14 protein-coding genes are annotated in these 16,159 nt (G+C 69.7%); 9 read left to right on the top strand and 5 right to left on the bottom strand.

Annotated elements, in window-relative coordinates:
- Positions 1-3: 3 nt before the first annotated feature.
- Both KXS11_RS14480 and KXS11_RS14475 read right to left on the bottom strand, forming a co-directional pair.
- A complete protein-coding gene (locus KXS11_RS14480; RefSeq protein WP_437386309.1) occupies positions 4-1,434 on the bottom strand; it encodes an O-antigen ligase family protein in 1,431 nt (476 codons plus the stop codon).
- Positions 1,435-1,491: 57 nt separating this feature from the next.
- Positions 1,492-2,670, bottom strand: coding sequence for an acyl-CoA dehydrogenase family protein (locus tag KXS11_RS14475; RefSeq protein WP_437386308.1), 1,179 nt, complete (start codon positions 2,668-2,670; stop codon positions 1,492-1,494).
- 198 nt (positions 2,671-2,868) lie between these two features.
- Here KXS11_RS14475 and manA point away from each other — a divergent pair, with 198 nt between their 5' ends.
- The gene (gene manA, locus KXS11_RS14470) at positions 2,869-4,068 is read left to right on the top strand and encodes a mannose-6-phosphate isomerase, class I (protein WP_437386307.1); all 1,200 of its coding nucleotides are present in this window, start codon (positions 2,869-2,871) and stop codon (positions 4,066-4,068) included.
- A 45-nt stretch (positions 4,069-4,113) separates the two neighbouring features.
- Here manA and KXS11_RS14465 read toward each other — a convergent pair whose 3' ends face one another.
- The gene (locus KXS11_RS14465) at positions 4,114-5,094 is read right to left on the bottom strand and encodes a helix-turn-helix domain-containing protein (protein ID WP_437386306.1); all 981 of its coding nucleotides are present in this window, start codon (positions 5,092-5,094) and stop codon (positions 4,114-4,116) included.
- A 90-nt stretch (positions 5,095-5,184) separates the two neighbouring features.
- Between KXS11_RS14465 and KXS11_RS14460 the strand changes: the two genes are divergently transcribed.
- The 5 genes from KXS11_RS14460 (at position 5,185) to KXS11_RS14440 (ending at position 11,736) form a co-directional block, all read left to right on the top strand.
- Complete coding sequence (locus KXS11_RS14460; protein WP_437386305.1) at positions 5,185-5,319, top strand: hypothetical protein; 135 nt, start codon at positions 5,185-5,187, stop codon at positions 5,317-5,319.
- Between the two features lie 54 nt (positions 5,320-5,373).
- Positions 5,374-6,336 carry a UDP-glucose 4-epimerase GalE gene (galE, locus tag KXS11_RS14455; protein ID WP_437386304.1) on the top strand — a complete coding sequence of 321 codons (963 nt, stop codon included), beginning with the start codon at positions 5,374-5,376 and terminating at the stop codon, positions 6,334-6,336.
- A 152-nt stretch (positions 6,337-6,488) separates the two neighbouring features.
- Positions 6,489-6,818: a WhiB family transcriptional regulator gene (locus KXS11_RS14450; RefSeq protein WP_437386303.1), complete on the top strand. Its 330-nt coding sequence runs from the start codon at positions 6,489-6,491 to the stop codon at positions 6,816-6,818.
- A 90-nt stretch (positions 6,819-6,908) separates the two neighbouring features.
- Positions 6,909-10,313, top strand: coding sequence for a glycosyltransferase (locus tag KXS11_RS14445; protein WP_437386302.1), 3,405 nt, complete (start codon positions 6,909-6,911; stop codon positions 10,311-10,313).
- Positions 10,303-11,736: a DUF5719 family protein gene (locus KXS11_RS14440; protein WP_437386301.1), complete on the top strand. Its 1,434-nt coding sequence runs from the start codon at positions 10,303-10,305 to the stop codon at positions 11,734-11,736. The genes KXS11_RS14445 and KXS11_RS14440 overlap by 11 nt, the downstream gene beginning before the upstream one ends.
- A gap of 19 nt (positions 11,737-11,755) precedes the next feature.
- Here the strand turns inward: KXS11_RS14440 and KXS11_RS14435 are convergent, their stop codons facing one another.
- Positions 11,756-12,193 carry a metallopeptidase family protein gene (locus KXS11_RS14435; RefSeq protein WP_437386300.1) on the bottom strand — a complete coding sequence of 146 codons (438 nt, stop codon included), beginning with the start codon at positions 12,191-12,193 and terminating at the stop codon, positions 11,756-11,758.
- Between the two features lie 170 nt (positions 12,194-12,363).
- Between KXS11_RS14435 and KXS11_RS14430 the strand changes: the two genes are divergently transcribed.
- Both KXS11_RS14430 and ahcY read left to right on the top strand, forming a co-directional pair.
- The gene (locus KXS11_RS14430) at positions 12,364-12,585 is read left to right on the top strand and encodes a DUF3499 family protein (RefSeq protein ID WP_437386299.1); all 222 of its coding nucleotides are present in this window, start codon (positions 12,364-12,366) and stop codon (positions 12,583-12,585) included.
- A gap of 80 nt (positions 12,586-12,665) precedes the next feature.
- Positions 12,666-14,159, top strand: coding sequence for an adenosylhomocysteinase (ahcY, locus tag KXS11_RS14425; protein WP_437386298.1), 1,494 nt, complete (start codon positions 12,666-12,668; stop codon positions 14,157-14,159).
- Between the two features lie 71 nt (positions 14,160-14,230).
- On the opposite strand, the gene KXS11_RS14420 is transcribed toward ahcY, so the two are convergent.
- A complete protein-coding gene (locus KXS11_RS14420) occupies positions 14,231-15,091 on the bottom strand; it encodes an RDD family protein (protein WP_437386297.1) in 861 nt (286 codons plus the stop codon).
- A 68-nt stretch (positions 15,092-15,159) separates the two neighbouring features.
- Between KXS11_RS14420 and KXS11_RS14415 the strand changes: the two genes are divergently transcribed.
- Positions 15,160-16,155, top strand: coding sequence for a stage II sporulation protein M (locus KXS11_RS14415; RefSeq protein WP_437386296.1), 996 nt, complete (start codon positions 15,160-15,162; stop codon positions 16,153-16,155).
- The last annotated feature ends 4 nt before the right edge of the window (positions 16,156-16,159 follow it).

Below are 16,159 nucleotides of genomic sequence, written 5' to 3'. Positions count from 1 at the left end.
CGCTCACTCCTCGCGGGCAGCGAGGGTCCGCCGTGCTCGTCGACGCACCGTGTTCGGCGCACCGGCGACCGGCCACGCCGGCTCCTGCTTCGTCTTCACCACGAGCAGGACGACGAGGACCCAACCGGATTCGATGAGGATCCGGCTCTCGGCGACCGACTGCACGACGAGGGACACGGCGATGAGGAGCGGGGCGAGCGAGAGCGCTGAATACGGCCGCTGGGCGTCGAGGTCGACGCGCGGGCGGTCGACGGCGAGGAACCACGTGCGGGTGAGCATCGACAGGATGATGCCGGCGAACAGGACGAGCCCGACGACGCCGAGTTGGAACCAGACGTCGAGCCACGCGTTGTGGGCCTGGAGCTGCTGCACGCCGCGGCGGATGACGAGGTCTGAGAAGAGCGGCTCCCAGGGTGCCCACGGGCTGGAGAAGCCCCAACCGAACACGGGCCGCTGGACGATGAGCTGCCAGACCGTGGCCCAGATGTCGAGGCGACCGGTGAGGTCCGGGCTCTTGCCGAGGAGACCGAGCAGCTGCGTGCGGAACGTGACGGCGCCGATCGTGCCGATGATCGCGACGCCGAGGAAACCGAGGTAGACGGGAGTCCGAGCAGAGGGCTTCGGCGCTCGCCGGATGAGGAGCGCTGCGACGAGGACGACGCCCGTGACGAGGGCGGCGAGCAGGATGGTCGTGGAGAAACTCAAGAGGAACATCACGGCGGCGAGGCCGAGTCGCAGGAGGAGGGTCCAGCGGCGTTCAGCCGGGGGCTGCGGGCCGGTGCCGGTGCGTGGTTCGCGCAGCGCGGCGAGCCGGACGCCGAACACGATGAGTCCGAGGAGCGCGACGACAGCGAGCAGGTTCGCGTTGCCGGAGATGCCCTGGATGCGACCTCCCGAGAACAGGAGGTCGCGCGACCACAGGGCGAGGAGCGGGGGATCCTCGCTGTCGCCGGCGTAGAAGTTGGGCAGCACGGGGTGGCGGATGATCGCGGCCACGACGAACTCGAAGAGGAGGGAGAGCGACAGGACCCAGGTGACTGCGCGACCGAGGATCCGGAGGACCTCCGGCCAGGTGAAACAGGTGGCGAGGAAGAGGCCGAGGATCGTGCAGAGCGCTGCGCCGACGAGGGTCGCCGCAGTGCCGCTCGGGTACGCGGACCAGACCAGCGAGACGACCGCGAGCGCGCCGTACCCGACGAGTGACCAGGGAACCCGGGTGCGATGCAGGTGCGGTCGCATGCTCAGCATCGCCGCGAGTGATGCACCACCCGCGAGGAACGCCACAGCCGTGTAGCCCCAGATCGTCAGCAGGTTCGTCCAGAACGTCCCCGCGAGCACGGCGAACGTCGCGAACACCGCGATGTGGCGGATCACGAGTGCGCGCGTCGACAGCTCCACCGGAGGACGGGGCGGGGCGGGTTCGGATGACAGCATGGTGCCCCCAGGCTAGCGGCTGTGGCGCGCCGATCGGCGAGCCGGTCAGCGGGGGACTCAGACGAACGCAGCGGTGCCTGTGATCGCACGCCCGACGATGAGGGCGTTCATCTCGCGGGTCCCCTCGTAGCTGTAGAGGGCTTCGGCATCGGCGAAGAACCGAGCGGCGTGGTAGTCGAGGACGATGCCGTTGCCACCCATGATCTCGCGAGCCCACGCGACGGTCTCACGCATGCGAGCGGTGCAGAACGCCTTGGCGAGCGCCGAGTGTTCGTCACGCTGCGTCCCCTCGTCGAGCATCTGCGAAACGCGCACGCACATCGCCATCGAGGCGGTGATGTTGCCGAGGCACTTCGACAGCAGGTCCTGGATCAGCTGGTGCCCCGCGATCGGCTTGCCGAACTGCACGCGCTCCTTGGCGTACGCGACGGCGGCCTCGTAGGCGCCGACGGCGACGCCGACGCTCGACCAGGCGACCCCCGCCCGAGTGAGGCGGAGCACTTTCGCGGTGTCCTTGAAGGAGTTGGCGTGCTGGAGCCGGAGCCGCTCGGGCACCCGGACACGGTCGAGGGTGATGTCGGCGTTCTGCACCATGCGGAGGCTGATCTTGCCCTCGATCTTCGAAGCGGAGTAGCCCGCAGAGGAGGTCGGGACGATGAACCCCTTGACCTGGTTGTCTGCAGTGTCCTTCGCCCAGATGATCGTGATGTCGCTGAAGGTCGCGTTGCCGATCCAACGCTTCGAGCCCGTGAGGATCCAGTCGTCGCCGTCGCGGGTCGCCGTCGTGCGCAGGCCCTGCGCGCTGTCGGATCCGGACTGCGGCTCGGTGAGCCCGAAAGCGCCGAGCACCTCGCCGGATGCGAGCTTCGGCAGCCACTCGTCCTTCTGCTCCTGGGAGCCGCAGACGCTGATGGAGCCCATCGTCAGGCCGTCCTGGACGCCGACGAACGTCGAGATGGAGGCGTCCACCCGCGACAGCTCCATGGAGGCGAGGCCGCGGAAGACGGCGCTGTTCTCGATCGGTGTGGTCTCGGGCCATGCCCAGCGGGCGACATCGAGTTCGAGGAGCGGAGAGATGAGCTGCTTCGGGAACTCCGCGCGCTCCCAGTACTCGTTCACGATCGGCTTCGCCTCGCTCTCGGCCCAGGATCGAAGGCGTGCGATCGCCTGCTGCTCGGGCTCGGTGAGCAGGCTCTCGAAGCCGTAGAAGTCGCTGGCGAGGGGTTCGAAGATCATGGTCCGTTGCTCCATTGCGTCCGCTGGCGCCGGTTCGGCGTCGCGGCAAGCCTAGGCAACCGCGATCGGTCGCGACAACGGCTTGGTAGTTTGGTCCATGGTGCCGGGCGACCGCGTCGCACGGCTTGTAGGACGACGCCAAGCGGTCGCGCCGATCGCTCCGGCCCGTCCGCCGTCCGCTGCAGAAAGGGCCTCTCCGTGTTCGTGCCGCTCCGTGCCACTCCCCGGGACTACGCATGGGGATCGTCGACGGCGATCTCCGAGGTGCTCGGGACCGCTCCATCGGGCGGACCCGAAGCGGAGCTGTGGCTCGGAGCCCATCCCGGCGCGCCGACCCCGATCGCAGACCCCGCACTCGTCGGGGGTGCACCCGATCTGCAGCGTTGGTTCGCCGACGACGCGGAGGCACTCGGAGAGCATTCCTCACTGCCGTTCCTGTTGAAGATCCTGGCGGCGGCGCGCCCGCTGTCACTGCAGGCGCATCCCGACCTCGCACGCGCTGCCGTGGGCTTTGCCGCGGAGAACGCAGCCGGTGTCCCGCTCGACGCCGCGCACCGCAACTACAAGGACCCCCTGCACAAGCCCGAGCTGATCGTCGCCCTGCGCGACGGGTTCGAAGCGCTGTGCGGCTTCCGCGAGCTCGATGCGACCGACGACCTGCTGGCGGAACTCGTCGCCTCGGCGCCTGATCCTGCCGCCGCGTCGCTCATCGCCGCGTTCCGGCAACGCCTGGCAGCGCCCGACGGTCTTCGCGACACGGTTCGGCTGCTGCTGGAGCGTCTCCCGGGTGGGCTGCTCGACGCGCTCGTCGCTGCCGCTGCCGCACCTGTCGCAACGCGGTTCGGTCCCGAGCGTGCAGTCGTCGCGCGGTTGGCCGCCGAGTACCCGGGCGACCCTGGCATCGCCGTCGCACTGCTCCTGAACCGCGTCTCGCTCCGCGCCGGCGAAGCCCTCTACCTGCCGGCGGGGAACATCCACGCCTATCTCGACGGCATCGGCGTCGAACTGATGGCGGCGAGCGACAACGTGTTGCGGGGCGGGCTCACGCCCAAACACGTCGACGTCCCCGAACTGCTCGAGGTGCTGGAGTTCGAGCCGCGGCCCGTCCCATGGCTCGTGCCGCGGGAGCTCGACGAGCGCCTCAGCCTGTTCGTACCGGACGTGCCCGACTTCGAGCTCCTGCGCGCCACGCTCGACGGTGTCGACGGTGCGCCGTCGGTGTTCCCGCTTCCAGGGCCGGCGATCGCGATCGTCACGGACGGTGCCGTTCGGTTGACCGGTGCGCGCTCGTCGATCGAACTCGTCCGAGGCGAGTACGCCTACGTCACGCCCGATGAGGGAGAACTCGCGTTCAGCGGCACCGGGACGCTGTTCCTGGCGACGACGCAACCGGCTTGAGTCGTGCCGTGCCGGTGGGCGTCGGTTCCCCCGGGCAGGCAGGATTCAAGCGCTCTCGCGCATGCCGAAGCTCCGACGGTAGGCCGCAGGGGTCGTCGCGAGCACCCGGTCGAAGTGGTGGCGGAGCACTGCCGCTGTGCCGAAGCCGGTGTCCGCCGCGATCCGCTCGATGCCGTGGTCCGTCCGTTCGAGCATCTCCTGTGCGCGGAACAGGCGTTGCCGGTTCAGCCACGCAGCCGGCGTGCTCCCGAGCTCTGACCGGAAGCGCCGCGCGAAGGTGCGCTCGGACATGTGCGCCTGGCGGGCGAGCCTGCCGATCGGGAGGTCCTCCGCCAGGTGGTCGAGCATCCAGTCGACAACCGGTGCCAACGACTCGCACTGTTGGGCGGCGATGGGGGAGAGGACGAATTGGGCTTGTCCGCCGTCGCGCTGCGGCGGGACGACCATCCGGCGCGCGATGACGTTCGCCGCTGCGGCGCCGTGCTCCCGCCGGACGAGGTGCAGGCAGGCATCGATCCCGGCGGCCGTGCCTGCCCCGGTGATGACCTTGCGGTCCTCGACGTACAGCACGTCGGGGTCGACGGTCGTCCCGGGGAACAGCCGCTGCTGCTCGTCGGTGTACATCCAGTGCGTCGTGCTCCGTCTGCCGTCCAGGAGTCCCGCGTGGCCGAGCACGAAGGATCCGCTGCAGACGCTGAGCACCCAGGCGCCGCGCGCTTCGGCGGCGCGGAGGACCTCGAGGTAGGCCTCGTCGACGACGGCGTCCCGTGAACCACCCCGTCCGGTGATTGCGATGAGGTCGGCTTCGGCCGCGAAGGAGAGGTCGTCGTCGACGGTCATGTCGAAGCCCCGCGACCCGTCGCTGGTGAGGTTCATCCGGACGGTTCCCGGCGTCTTGGTCAGGATGCGGAGGTCGAAGACCGGACCACCCTGGTCGGTGCGGTCGATGCCGAACACCTCGCAGACGACACTGAACTCGAACGGCTGGAGGCCGGGGATGGCGAGCAGGGCGACCTTGCTGAGCATGGGACCTCCGGAACGGATTGGCAGGATTGTGACGATACGCGTCCATTCTGCCACTGGTGGCAGTTTTTCGCGATACCTACAGTTTCTGACATGTCCATCGTCATCGGAATCCTCATCGCCGCGACCGCCCTCTCGGGTGTCGTCGCCACCGTCCGCGCCCTTCGCACGGACGGCTACCGGCCGGTCCCCACCTGCCCGGACGCCCGCCGCACCGGGCTCCAGTAGTCTGGTCACTCCGTCGGCAGCACGGCTGGCGGTCGACTCCCTGGAGGAAGCATCGTGGCGTGGTTGGTAACAGGCGGAGCCGGGTACATCGGCGCTCACGTGGTTCGTGCCTTCCAGGCGGAGGGTATCGACGTGGTCGTGCTCGACGACCTGTCGAGCGGCCATGAGCGCTTCGTGCCGGCGGACGTCCCGTTCGTGCGCGGCACCCTCCTCGACGGCTCGGTGCTCGAGCGCACCTTCTCGGAGTTCGAGCTGAGCGGCGTGGTCCACGTCGCGGGCTACAAGTACGCCGGCGTCTCGGTGCAGCGTCCCCTGCACACCTATGCACAGAACGTGACCGCGACGGCGATGCTCCTCGCTGCCATGGAGGAGCACGACGTCCCCCGGATCGTCTTCTCGTCGAGCGCAGCCGTCTACGGCTCCACCGACGTCGACCTCGTCACTGAGGACACGCCGAAGGCTCCTGAATCCCCGTATGGCGAGTCGAAGCTCATCGGCGAATGGCTCCTGCGCGACCAGGGCGTCGCCACCGGCCTTCGCCACACGTCGCTCCGCTACTTCAACGTCGTCGGCTCAGGGACCGACGAGGTCTACGACACGAGTCCGCACAACCTCTTCCCGCTGGTCTTCGACGCCCTGCTCGCCGGCCGGACTCCGCGAATCAACGGGGACGACTACCCGACGCCCGACGGTACGTGTGTCCGCGACTACATCCATGTCGCCGACCTCGCCGCCGCGCACGTCGCTGCAGCGAAGCGTCTCGATGCCGGGGAGCGTGTCGAGGCCGCCTACAACCTCGGCAGCGGCGACGGCTCCTCGGTGGGCGAGATCATGGCCGCGATGGCCTCGGTCACCGGCATCGACTTCACTCCGGAGATCATGCCGCGTCGTGCCGGAGACCCGGCCCGCATCGTCGCGTCCGGAGCGCTCGCTGCACGCGATCTCGACTGGCGGATGCGCCACGATCTCCATCAGATGGTGGAGAGCGCATGGCAGGCTCGCCGCGCGGCCCAATAGCCCTGCACCCAGTTCAGGTGCCACGCGGCGCGTCGCGAACCCTCAGCTCATTGTTGAGGCTTTACGATGTGCGACTTGACTCGACCATAACTACAAGGGTGTAATTATGTAACGCGCCGCGTGGCGCAGGGTGCGAGAAGGGGGGAGACGGTATGGCAATTCCTGAGTACCGTGCCGGAGTACCTGACGACTGGTTCGTCGACCCGGTCAACCTCGGTGTTCCCGGAGTCCGTCAGCCCGCCCAGGAGGGCGAGGACGACTCCCAGCTCTCCTGGCAGACCGACGCCCTGTGCGCCCAGACCGATCCAGAGGCCTTCTTCCCGGAGAAGGGTGGCTCGACCCGCGACGCGAAGCGTATCTGCACGAGCTGCGACGTCCGCTCCCAGTGCCTCGAGTACGCGCTGCAGAACGACGAACGATTCGGTATCTGGGGCGGCTTGTCCGAGCGCGAGCGTCGTAAGCTCCGCAAACGCGCCGTCTGACCCCGCTCCACAGGCCCTGCCGCGTCCCCAATTCAGGGCGCGCCCGGTTCGGTCCCGGTCTTCAGTCGGCTCCGGCTTAGTCTGAGACGGATGTCTCCCCGAGTAACGGCGATTCTCGTGGTGCGCGACGGCTCTGAGTCGCTCGCGCGCACGCTCGACGCCCTCAGCGCCCAGACCCGTCCAGCGGACGGGATCATCGCCGTGGCCTGCCGCAGCAGTGAGGCGACCATCGCCGAACTCACCCGCGTGCCCGGTGTGAAGCTCGTGACCTCCAGCGAAGACCTGACGTTCGCGCAGGCCATCGCCACCGGTGTGCGCGTCACCGACCAGCCAGAGGACGCCGAGCAGATGCTGTGGCTACTCGCCGAGGACACCGCCCCCGAGCCGACGGCGCTCGCCGCGCTCCTCGGAGCGCTCGAGGTGTCTCCATCCGTGGGTGTCGCCGGTCCGAAGATCCTCGACTGGGACGACGCCTCGTTCCTCCGCAGGTACGGCGAGACCATCACGACGCTCGGGGCCGCCGTCCCGGTGGTCGAGGACGAACTCGACCAGGCGCAGCACGACACGATGAACGACGTCATGGCCGTCGGCCCTGCCGGCATGCTCGTCCGGCACCAGCTGTGGGACCAGCTCGGCGGCTTCGACCAGGCGCTCGTCGCAGACGACGCGCTCGACTTCTGCATCCGTACCCGACTCGCCGGCTTCCTCGTCGCGGTCGTCCCGACGGCCAGGGTCGCCTCGGCCGGGGCCGGTATCGCCGGGCCGTCCTGGTCGAACAAGCTCGGTGCCCGTCGCCGTCGCCACCGTCAGGGCCGAGCCGCGCAGCTGCACCGTCGTCTCGTCTACGCCCCCGGGATCATGGTGCCGGTGCACTGGCTGAGCCTCGTCCCGCTCGCGATCCTGCGGGTCATCGGCTACTTCGTGAAGAAGCAGCCGGAGCTCGTGCTGGGCGAGCTGTCGGCAGCGTTCGCGGTCGCGTTCTCGGGAATGAAGGTGGGCAACGCCCGCCGTCAGCTCGCGAAGAACCGCACGCTCGGCTGGTCGAGCATCGCAGGCCTCCGGATGAAACTCGACGAGGTCAGGCGCCAACGCGCCCTCGCGCGGGAGGCCACGCAGATCGGCTTCATCGGGGAGGAACGCGATCTCCGGTTCTTCTCGGGCGGGGGAGCCTGGGTCGTCCTCGCGAGTGCCGTCGTCGGCGCCGCGATCCTCGCCCCGCTGCTCGGCGCGTCGTACATCGCCGGCGGCGCGCTCCTGCCGCTGGCGGGCAGCGTCGGCGAGCTGTGGCAGCAGATCGGCTTCGGCTGGAGGGACGTCGGCCTCGGCTTCTTCGGGGCGGCGGATCCGTTCAGCGCGGTGCTCGCGGTGCTCGGTTCGATCACGTTCTGGGAGCCGTCGTTCTCCCTCGTCCTCCTCTTCCTGCTCGCGCTCCCGCTCGCGGCGCTCGGCGCTTGGTTCGCGGCGACCCGCCTCACCGAGCGGGCCGGCGTCCGCGCTGTCGCCGCGATCCTCTGGGCGCTCGCGCCGACGCTGTTGACGGCGCTCGCGGGCGGTCGCCCGGCAGCGGTGATCGTGCACCTGCTGCTCCCGTGGCTCTTCTACGCCGGTGTCGTCGCGGCCCGTTCGTGGGCGGCCGCCGGTACCAGTGCGCTGCTGCTCGCGGCGATCGTGGCGAGCGCACCGTCGCTCGCGCCCGCGCTCATCGTGATCTGGGTCATCGCGATCGCGTTCGCCGGCCGAGGTGTGGCGCGCGTCGTCCTCGTCCCGATCCCGGCGCTCGCGCTCTTCGCACCGCTCATCTGGCAGCAGGGCATCCACCGCGGCAACTGGCTCGGCCTGCTCGCCGACCCAGGGGTCGCGACCCCGGCGACAGCGGCCTCCGGCTGGCAGCTCTCACTCGGTTTCCCAGGCGGCAGTCTCGGCGGATGGAGCCAGATCGCGGCGACGCTCGGTCTGCCCGGTATGGCGCCGGTGTTCGTCGTGCCAGCACTCCTCGCACCGCTCGCGATCGTCGCGCTCCTCGCACTCTTCCTCCCCGGCTCGCGTCGAGCGATCCCGCTCCTCGTCGCAGCCTTCCTCGGTTTGGTCTCGGCAGTGCTCGCGAGCCACCTCCTGCTCGCCTCGACCGCCGGCCAGTCCGTCCCGGTGTGGGCGGGTACGGCGATCAGCCTGTACTGGCTGGGCATCATCGGTGCGGCGACGCTCGGCCTCGACCGCATCAAGCGGTTCGCGGCGATCCCAGCCCTCGTGCTGGTCCTCGCCGCTGCGGTCATCATCGTGCCGCTCGCGCTCGCACAGCCGCTCGGCACGTCCGTCGTCCGCGAGAGCAGCGGTCGTCTGCTCCCGGCCTACGTGACCGCCGCCACACAGACCGATCCACGGCTCGGCACGCTCGTCATCACTCCGGGTGAGAACGGCAGCATCACGGCCGTCGTGATCCGCGGTCAGGGGCAGACGCTCGAGGGCCAGTCCACCATCGTGCAGACGGCTCCCGGCATCTCCGAGAACGACCGGACCATCGCCGAGTTGGCGGGTAACCTCGCCTCGCAGAGCGGCCTCGACCCCACCGACACACTCGTCGAGCACGGCATCGCCTTCGTCCTCCTGTCGCCGACCGCCGAGGGTGCCGAGCAGACGGTGGCAGGCCAGACCGCCGGACGGGCGTCCAGCGCGCTCGACGCGAACCCGGCCCTCGTCGCCGTGGGCGACACCACGAGCGGCACCCTGTGGCGAACCGTCGCGGACGTCGGCTCCGGCCCCGCAGTGCCGAAGGCCGGCATCGTCGGTACGCTCGTCGGCATCGGGCTGGCGGTCGTCTTCCTGATCACGCTCCTCCTGAGCATCCCGAACGGCGCGTCCCGTGACGGCTATCGTGCCGGGTCGCGCAAGCCGCCGAAGCTCAAGGGGCGCGCAGCACGACAGGCGGCAGCGGCTGCCGCAGGCAGCGCCGCCAGCGTGTCCACCATCGACGAGGACGTGGTCGGCTCCTACGACGACGAGGACCCGACCGAGGACATCGCCGACGGCGAGGACGGCGCGGCCGAGCAGGCCCCGGTGACGAAACCCGAGAAGGGCCGCTGGTGGCGTCGTCCGTCGGCCAAGGACACTGTGGCTGTCGTCGTCGCGAACGAGTCGACCGAGGAATCCGAGTCGGCGGGCGAATCCGAGCCGACGGCTGAGCCCGAGAGCGAGGGCAGCAGCGAAGGCCAAGCCGATGACGCCACTCCGAGCGATGCGGCTCCGAGCGGACCGGCCGATGCGATCGGGATCCCGTCGACCGAGGTCCTCGCCGCGCCCGCGACGACCGACCACGAGCCCTCGGGACCGCTCGACGACACGGCGGCCGCCGAACCAGCCGAGCCGGCCCAGCCGGACGACCTCGCGGATCCACGAGGTCCCGACGCCCCCGAACCGTCCGGGAGGACGGACGACGAGCACCGCACCGACACCAGCCGCCGGGACACCCCGGGAACGGAGCAGCCCGATGCCCAGTAAGCGCGGAGTCGCCCTCACGTCAGGACGCATCGTCACCGGACTCGTCGGTGTCGGTGTCGCCGCCGTGACGATCGCCGCCGCCGGCCAGCTGTCGCTGCCGACCGTCGAGATCGCGCCGCAGGACGTGCTCGTCACACCGGTGGCCGGCGACCAGTCGCTCGTCTGCCCCGGCCCCCTGCTCGCGCTCGCGCAGGACGCGACTGCAGCCACCGCTGCCGGATCCTTCGGGCCGGCCAGCGTTGACTTCGGCGCCGACGGGGTGACCCCGACCACCACTCAGCTCGCTGCGCCGGACAACACCAGCGGCGCGGGAGACGGCTCGCCGACCGTCGTCACGGTCCCAGGGGCGTCCGACGGGACCGTCACTCCGCTCAGCGGAGCACAATCCCAGATCGCGGCCGAGGCCGACATCGCCGGCCTCGCCGCGGCCGCCTGCACGCCGGCTTCGGGGGAGAGCTGGCTCGTCGGGGGGTCGAGCGACATCGGTCGGACGACACTGGTGCTGTTGAGCAATCCCTCGGCGGTCGATGCGAACGTCACGCTCGACGTCTTCGGCACCGCCGGACGGGTCGACGCGCCCGGTGCGGCCGGCATCGTCGTCGCGTCGAACACGCAGCGGGTCGTCGCCCTCACCGGCCTGGCACCGAACGAACCGACGCCCGTCGTCCACGTGACCAGCACGGGTGGGCAGATCGTCGCAGCCCTGCAGCAGAGCACGGTGAGAGTGCTGGCGCCTGGTGGCGTGGAGGTGCAGGGTCCGACCGCAGCGCCGTCCACCGACCTCGTCATCCCCGGGCTCGTCGTCACTGCCCCGGCGGCGGCGGGGCAGAGTTCGGACACGGCCGCTGTGGACGATCGCGCCACCGCGCTGCGCCTCTTCGCGCCGGGTGCTGAGGCTGCCGACGTCGTCATCACGGCCACGCGGGAGAACAGCAAGGACGAACCGATCGTGATCGATGCGACCATCCAACCGGGTGTGCCGGGTGAGATCGCCCTCGCCGAACTGCCCGCCGGCGAGTTCTCGCTCCAGATCACCTCCGACCAGCCGGTCGTCGCAGCCGCGCGTTCCAACGCCCGCGGCGGAGCCCTCGAAGACTTCGCCTGGTTCGGCGCGACGGCACCGCTCGACGACACGGCGTCGTTCACGGTGCCGACCGGCCCGGGCCAGAAGCTGCATGTGCTGAACCCCACCGACGCCGAGGCCGTGCTGACGCTCACCGACGCCAACGGAACCGAGACGACGGCGAAGGTCGCTGCCGGAGCCGCGGCGACGATCGCGGTCGCCGCCGGCCGGAGCTACGTGATGGAGGGTGCGGACGGACTGTACGCCTCGATCAGCCTCGCTTCGCCCGGCAGACTGGCCTCGTTGGCCGTCTCGCCGCCGAACCCGCTCGCGAGTGCGATCAGCGTCTACCCGCGCTGAGACGCTGCGGGGCCGAGTCTCACAGGAAGCGGTAGCGCTCCGGCCCGAGATCCCACGGATCCTTGCCGAGCAGCTCGGCGACGGCTCGGAAGACGCAGCTCTCGACCATCATGCGCTGATGGAGTTCGTCGTTGCGGTGCAGCTTGCTCATCCGTTGGATGGGGAGCCGGAACAGGACGATGCGGCGGTGGGCGCGGTCGACGAACCAGCGATCGACGCCGTCGATGCCGGAGTTCTGCGCGGGCATCGCGCCGACCTCGAAACGCACGTCGGCGAGTTCGTCCGGCCAGGCGCCGCGAAGGTAGTCGGCCGTCGTCGCGACCGTGAGGTCGAACTGGTCGATCCGGGTGTCGATCGGCGGGACGTCCGGGCCGACGACGCTCGACCGGCCATTGCGTCCGTGCCGGGAGCGGCGGCGCGAGAGTGCGCCGCGCGTCTCCTCATCAGCCTGGGCCATGGGACCAGTCTAGGTGGGCGGGAGACCCCGCCAGGATCATCTGAGCGCGCCAACCGGGGCCACGTTCACCCCGCCGAGCCCGCGGCAGCGCGGTCGGCATCGGTTCTGACCCGCGACAGCTCGGCGAGCCGGAGGGCCGCGACGCGGGCCCGGAGCTACGCTGGAGCCAAATGGTAGACAGGATGTGTTCGAAGGTCGGCTGCTCACGCGAGCCGGTGTCGACGCTGACCTACGACTACCGCGACTCGATGGCGGTCCTCGGCCCGCTCAGCCTGGAGAAGAGTCCACACAGCTACGACCTCTGCTCGATCCATGCGGAACGCCTGAGCGTGCCGAAGGGCTGGCAGGTCGTCAAGCACTCGGTGCTCGGCGACGTCGGTTACCCCTCCTGAGTCTCGCTGTCGCTCCGCGCCGGATCCGACGGCGTCGTCATGAAGCTCCGCGTCGCGTGGTGGTCTGCGAGAATGGCGGCATGAGTTCTTCCGCGCCGTCCGTCGCCCCCACCACCGCCCTGCCCTACAAGATCGCGGATCTGTCGCTCGCAGGAGCAGGCCGCCACCAGCTGCGCCTCGCCGAGAACGAGATGCCCGGTCTCATGGCCCTCCGTGAGGAGTTCGGCGCGAGTCAGCCCCTCGCCGGTGCCCGCATCGCCGGCTCCCTGCACATGACCGTGCAGACCGCTGTCCTCATCGAAACCCTGGTGGCCCTCGGCGCTCAGGTCCGCTGGGCGAGCTGCAACATCTTCTCCACCCAGGACGAGGCCGCTGCAGCCGTCGCCGTCGGGCCGAACGGCACCGTCGATGCGCCGGCAGGTGTCCCCGTCTTCGCCTGGAAGGGCGAGACGCTCGAGGAGTACTGGTGGTGCACCGAGCAGATCTTCGACTGGTCGAGCGAGGCCGCTGAGGCCGGCGCTGACTGGACGGGCCCGAACCTCATCCTCGACGACGGCGGCGACGCGAGCATGCTCGTCCACCAGGGCCGTCGTTTCGAGCTCGCGGGTGCCGTTCCCGACACCACCGACGCCGACAGCCACGAGTACAGCATCGTCCTCGACGTGCTGCGACGTTCGCTCGCCAGCAGCACCGACCGGTGGACGAAGGTCGCCGCCGACATCCTCGGCGTGACAGAGGAGACGACCACGGGCGTGCACCGGCTGTACGAGCTCGCCAAGCAGGGAGAGCTGCTGTTCCCGGCGATCAACGTCAACGACTCCGTCACGAAGAGCAAGTTCGACAACAAGTACGGCATCCGCCACTCGTTGCCGGATGGCCTCAACCGCGCCACCGACGTCCTCATCGGCGGCAAGGTCGTGTTCGTGGCCGGGTACGGCGACGTCGGCAAGGGTGCTGCGGAAGCGCTGCGCGGTCAGGGCGCACGCGTCATCGTGTCAGAGGTCGACCCCATCTGCGCCCTGCAGGCCTCGATGGACGGCTACCAGGTCGCGACGCTCGAAAGCGTGATCGGCGAGGTCGACATCATCGTCACCTGCACGGGCAACTTCAACGTCGTCACGCTCGACCACATCCTCGGCCTCAAGCACCTCGCCATCGTCTCGAACGTCGGTCACTTCGACAACGAGATCGACATGGCGTCGCTCGAAGCGCTCGAGGGAGCGGAGAAGGTCGAGATCAAGCCGCAGGTGCACGAGTGGCGCCTGCCGAACGGTCGCAGCGTGCTCGTCCTGAGCGAGGGGCGCCTGATGAACCTCGGCAACGCGACCGGCCACCCCTCGTTCGTGATGAGCAACTCGTTCACGAACCAGGTGCTTGCGCAGCTCGAGCTCTGGACGAAGACCGACGAGTACCCCATCGGCGTCTACGTGCTGCCGAAGCACCTCGATGAGAAGGTCGCCCGTCTGCACCTCGACGCGCTCGGTGTGAAGCTCACGACGCTCACGGGCGAGCAGGCCGACTACATCGGCGTGTCCGTCGACGGCCCCTACAAGGTCGACCACTACCGCTACTAACGCCTCTCGCACCTCGACGGGTTCTGTCGCCGAGCGGCCCTCGGTCGCCGAGTCCGTCGAGGTGCGCTGGGTCAGCGGTCGGGGAAGCCGTGCGGCTGGCCCCCGAGGACCGGCTGGAGCAGCTCGAGCCGCTGCCGCTGCGCCAGCTGGGCCTGGTACTCCCGCTCCCGCCGGACGACGGAGACACCGACGAGGAACATCTCGGGCGGGGCGATCGGCAGCGGCGACACGAACTGCGAGACCTCTGCCGCCAGTTCCGCGGAGAGTCGCGCGCGGGTGGGCGGCGTCATCGATCCGGCCTGTTTGAGGAACTGCGTGACTCGGCGGGCGAGGGCGTCCGGGAGTCTGGCCACATCTGCCCCTGCCGCCCATCCGGCGAGCGGAGGCGGGATCATCGCGACGGGTTCGACCACGCGCGGCAGCCGCTCGCGCTGGCTGTACGTGCCCGCGAGCACGTCACCGAGGCGCTTCGAGCGGCTACTCAGCAGCCCCGTGAGGGCGGCGATCCCGCCGGCGGTGAGATAGATCTCGAAGTAGCCCGTGAGCGCGCGGATGAAGGCGTGCCGGAAGCCTGGGGCCCCGCCGTCGTCGCGGACGATGCGCGCACCGACGACGAGCTTGCCGAGCGATCGACCGCGGGTGGCGATCTCGACCGCGGCGGGCAGCACGACGAGGCACAGGACGGTGAGGCCGAGCACGATCGCCGTGAACATCGCGGTGTCCATCGGGACCCCTGAGAGCACCCAGGAGAACATCGCGAGCATCAGTCCGATGAACACCAGGATCGACACGACGTAGTCGATGATGGCACCGGCAGCGCGGAGGATGAAGCCGGTGGGACGCACATCGAGCGCGACCGCCTCGCCGGTGATGAGCTCGGTGCCGTCGTCCACCGACGGCTCGTGGATCGGAGGCGCAGCCGGTGCGGACATGTCGACCATTCAAGCAGATGTGCACGCTTCCCGGCACAGTCGGGCCTCACCGCGTACCATGGCAGACGATGGACCTCGACGCCTACACCGCAGCCCACCGCCAGGAATGGGACCGCCTCGACGCGCTCGGCAAACAGCGGTTCTTCACCGGCCAGGAGTCGGACGAACTCATCGACCGCTACCAGTCCGGCGCCACCCAGCTCTCGGCCATCAAGACGACGGCGGGTTCGACACTCGTCGGCGACCGTCTGTCGGTCTCCCTCTCCCGGGCCCGTCTCCGCTTCACCGGCGCCGGGTCGAACGTCCTGTCGAGCATCCCGCGGTTCTTCGTGCTCTCGCTTCCGGCTGCGCTCTACCGGGTGCGCTGGGTGACGCTCGCGGTCGCGGTCGCGACGATCGTCATCGCGACGCTCTACGCCGTCTGGATCGCCGGTAACCCCCAGGTCCTCGCGAACCTCGGGACGGACGCCCAGTTGCAGCAGTACGTGGAAGACGACTTCGTGGCGTACTACTCCAACAACCCGGCCGCGAGTTTCGCCGGGCAGGTGTGGACGAACAACGCCTGGATCGCCGCGCAGTGCGTCGCCTTCGGCATCAGCGGCATCTGGGTGCCCTACATCATCATCTCCAACGCGCAGGGCGTCGGGCAGGCGGCTGGGCTCATGTTCGCGTACGGCAAGGGCGACGTCTTCTTCGAGTACATCCTCCCGCACGGCATGCTCGAACTCACCGCGGTCTTCGTGGCCGCTGCCGCCGGGCTCCGGATCTTCTGGGCGTGGGTCGCCCCCGGTCCACGCACACGCGGACAGGCGCTCGCCGAAGAAGGCCGCTCACTGTTCACGATCGCGATCGGCCTCGTGATCGTCCTGTTCGTCTCCGGCCTCGTCGAGGGCTTCGTGACGCCGGCGCCGTGGCCGTGGGCGGTGAAGATGCTCATCGGCGGGGGAGCCCTCGCCGCATTCCTGCTCTACATGTGCTGGTGGGGCGGCGTCGCGTACCGCTCGGGCGAACGCGGAGACCTCGAGGAGTTCGAAGCCGGCGCGAAGCGCATCGTCGCAGGCTGAGCCG

It is taken from the genome of Plantibacter flavus, from assembly GCF_051487245.1.
Lineage (GTDB): Bacteria > Actinomycetota > Actinomycetes > Actinomycetales > Microbacteriaceae > Plantibacter > Plantibacter flavus_B.
The sequence above is the reverse complement of the archived record's forward strand: the minus strand, read 5'-3'. Positions and strand labels throughout refer to the sequence as shown.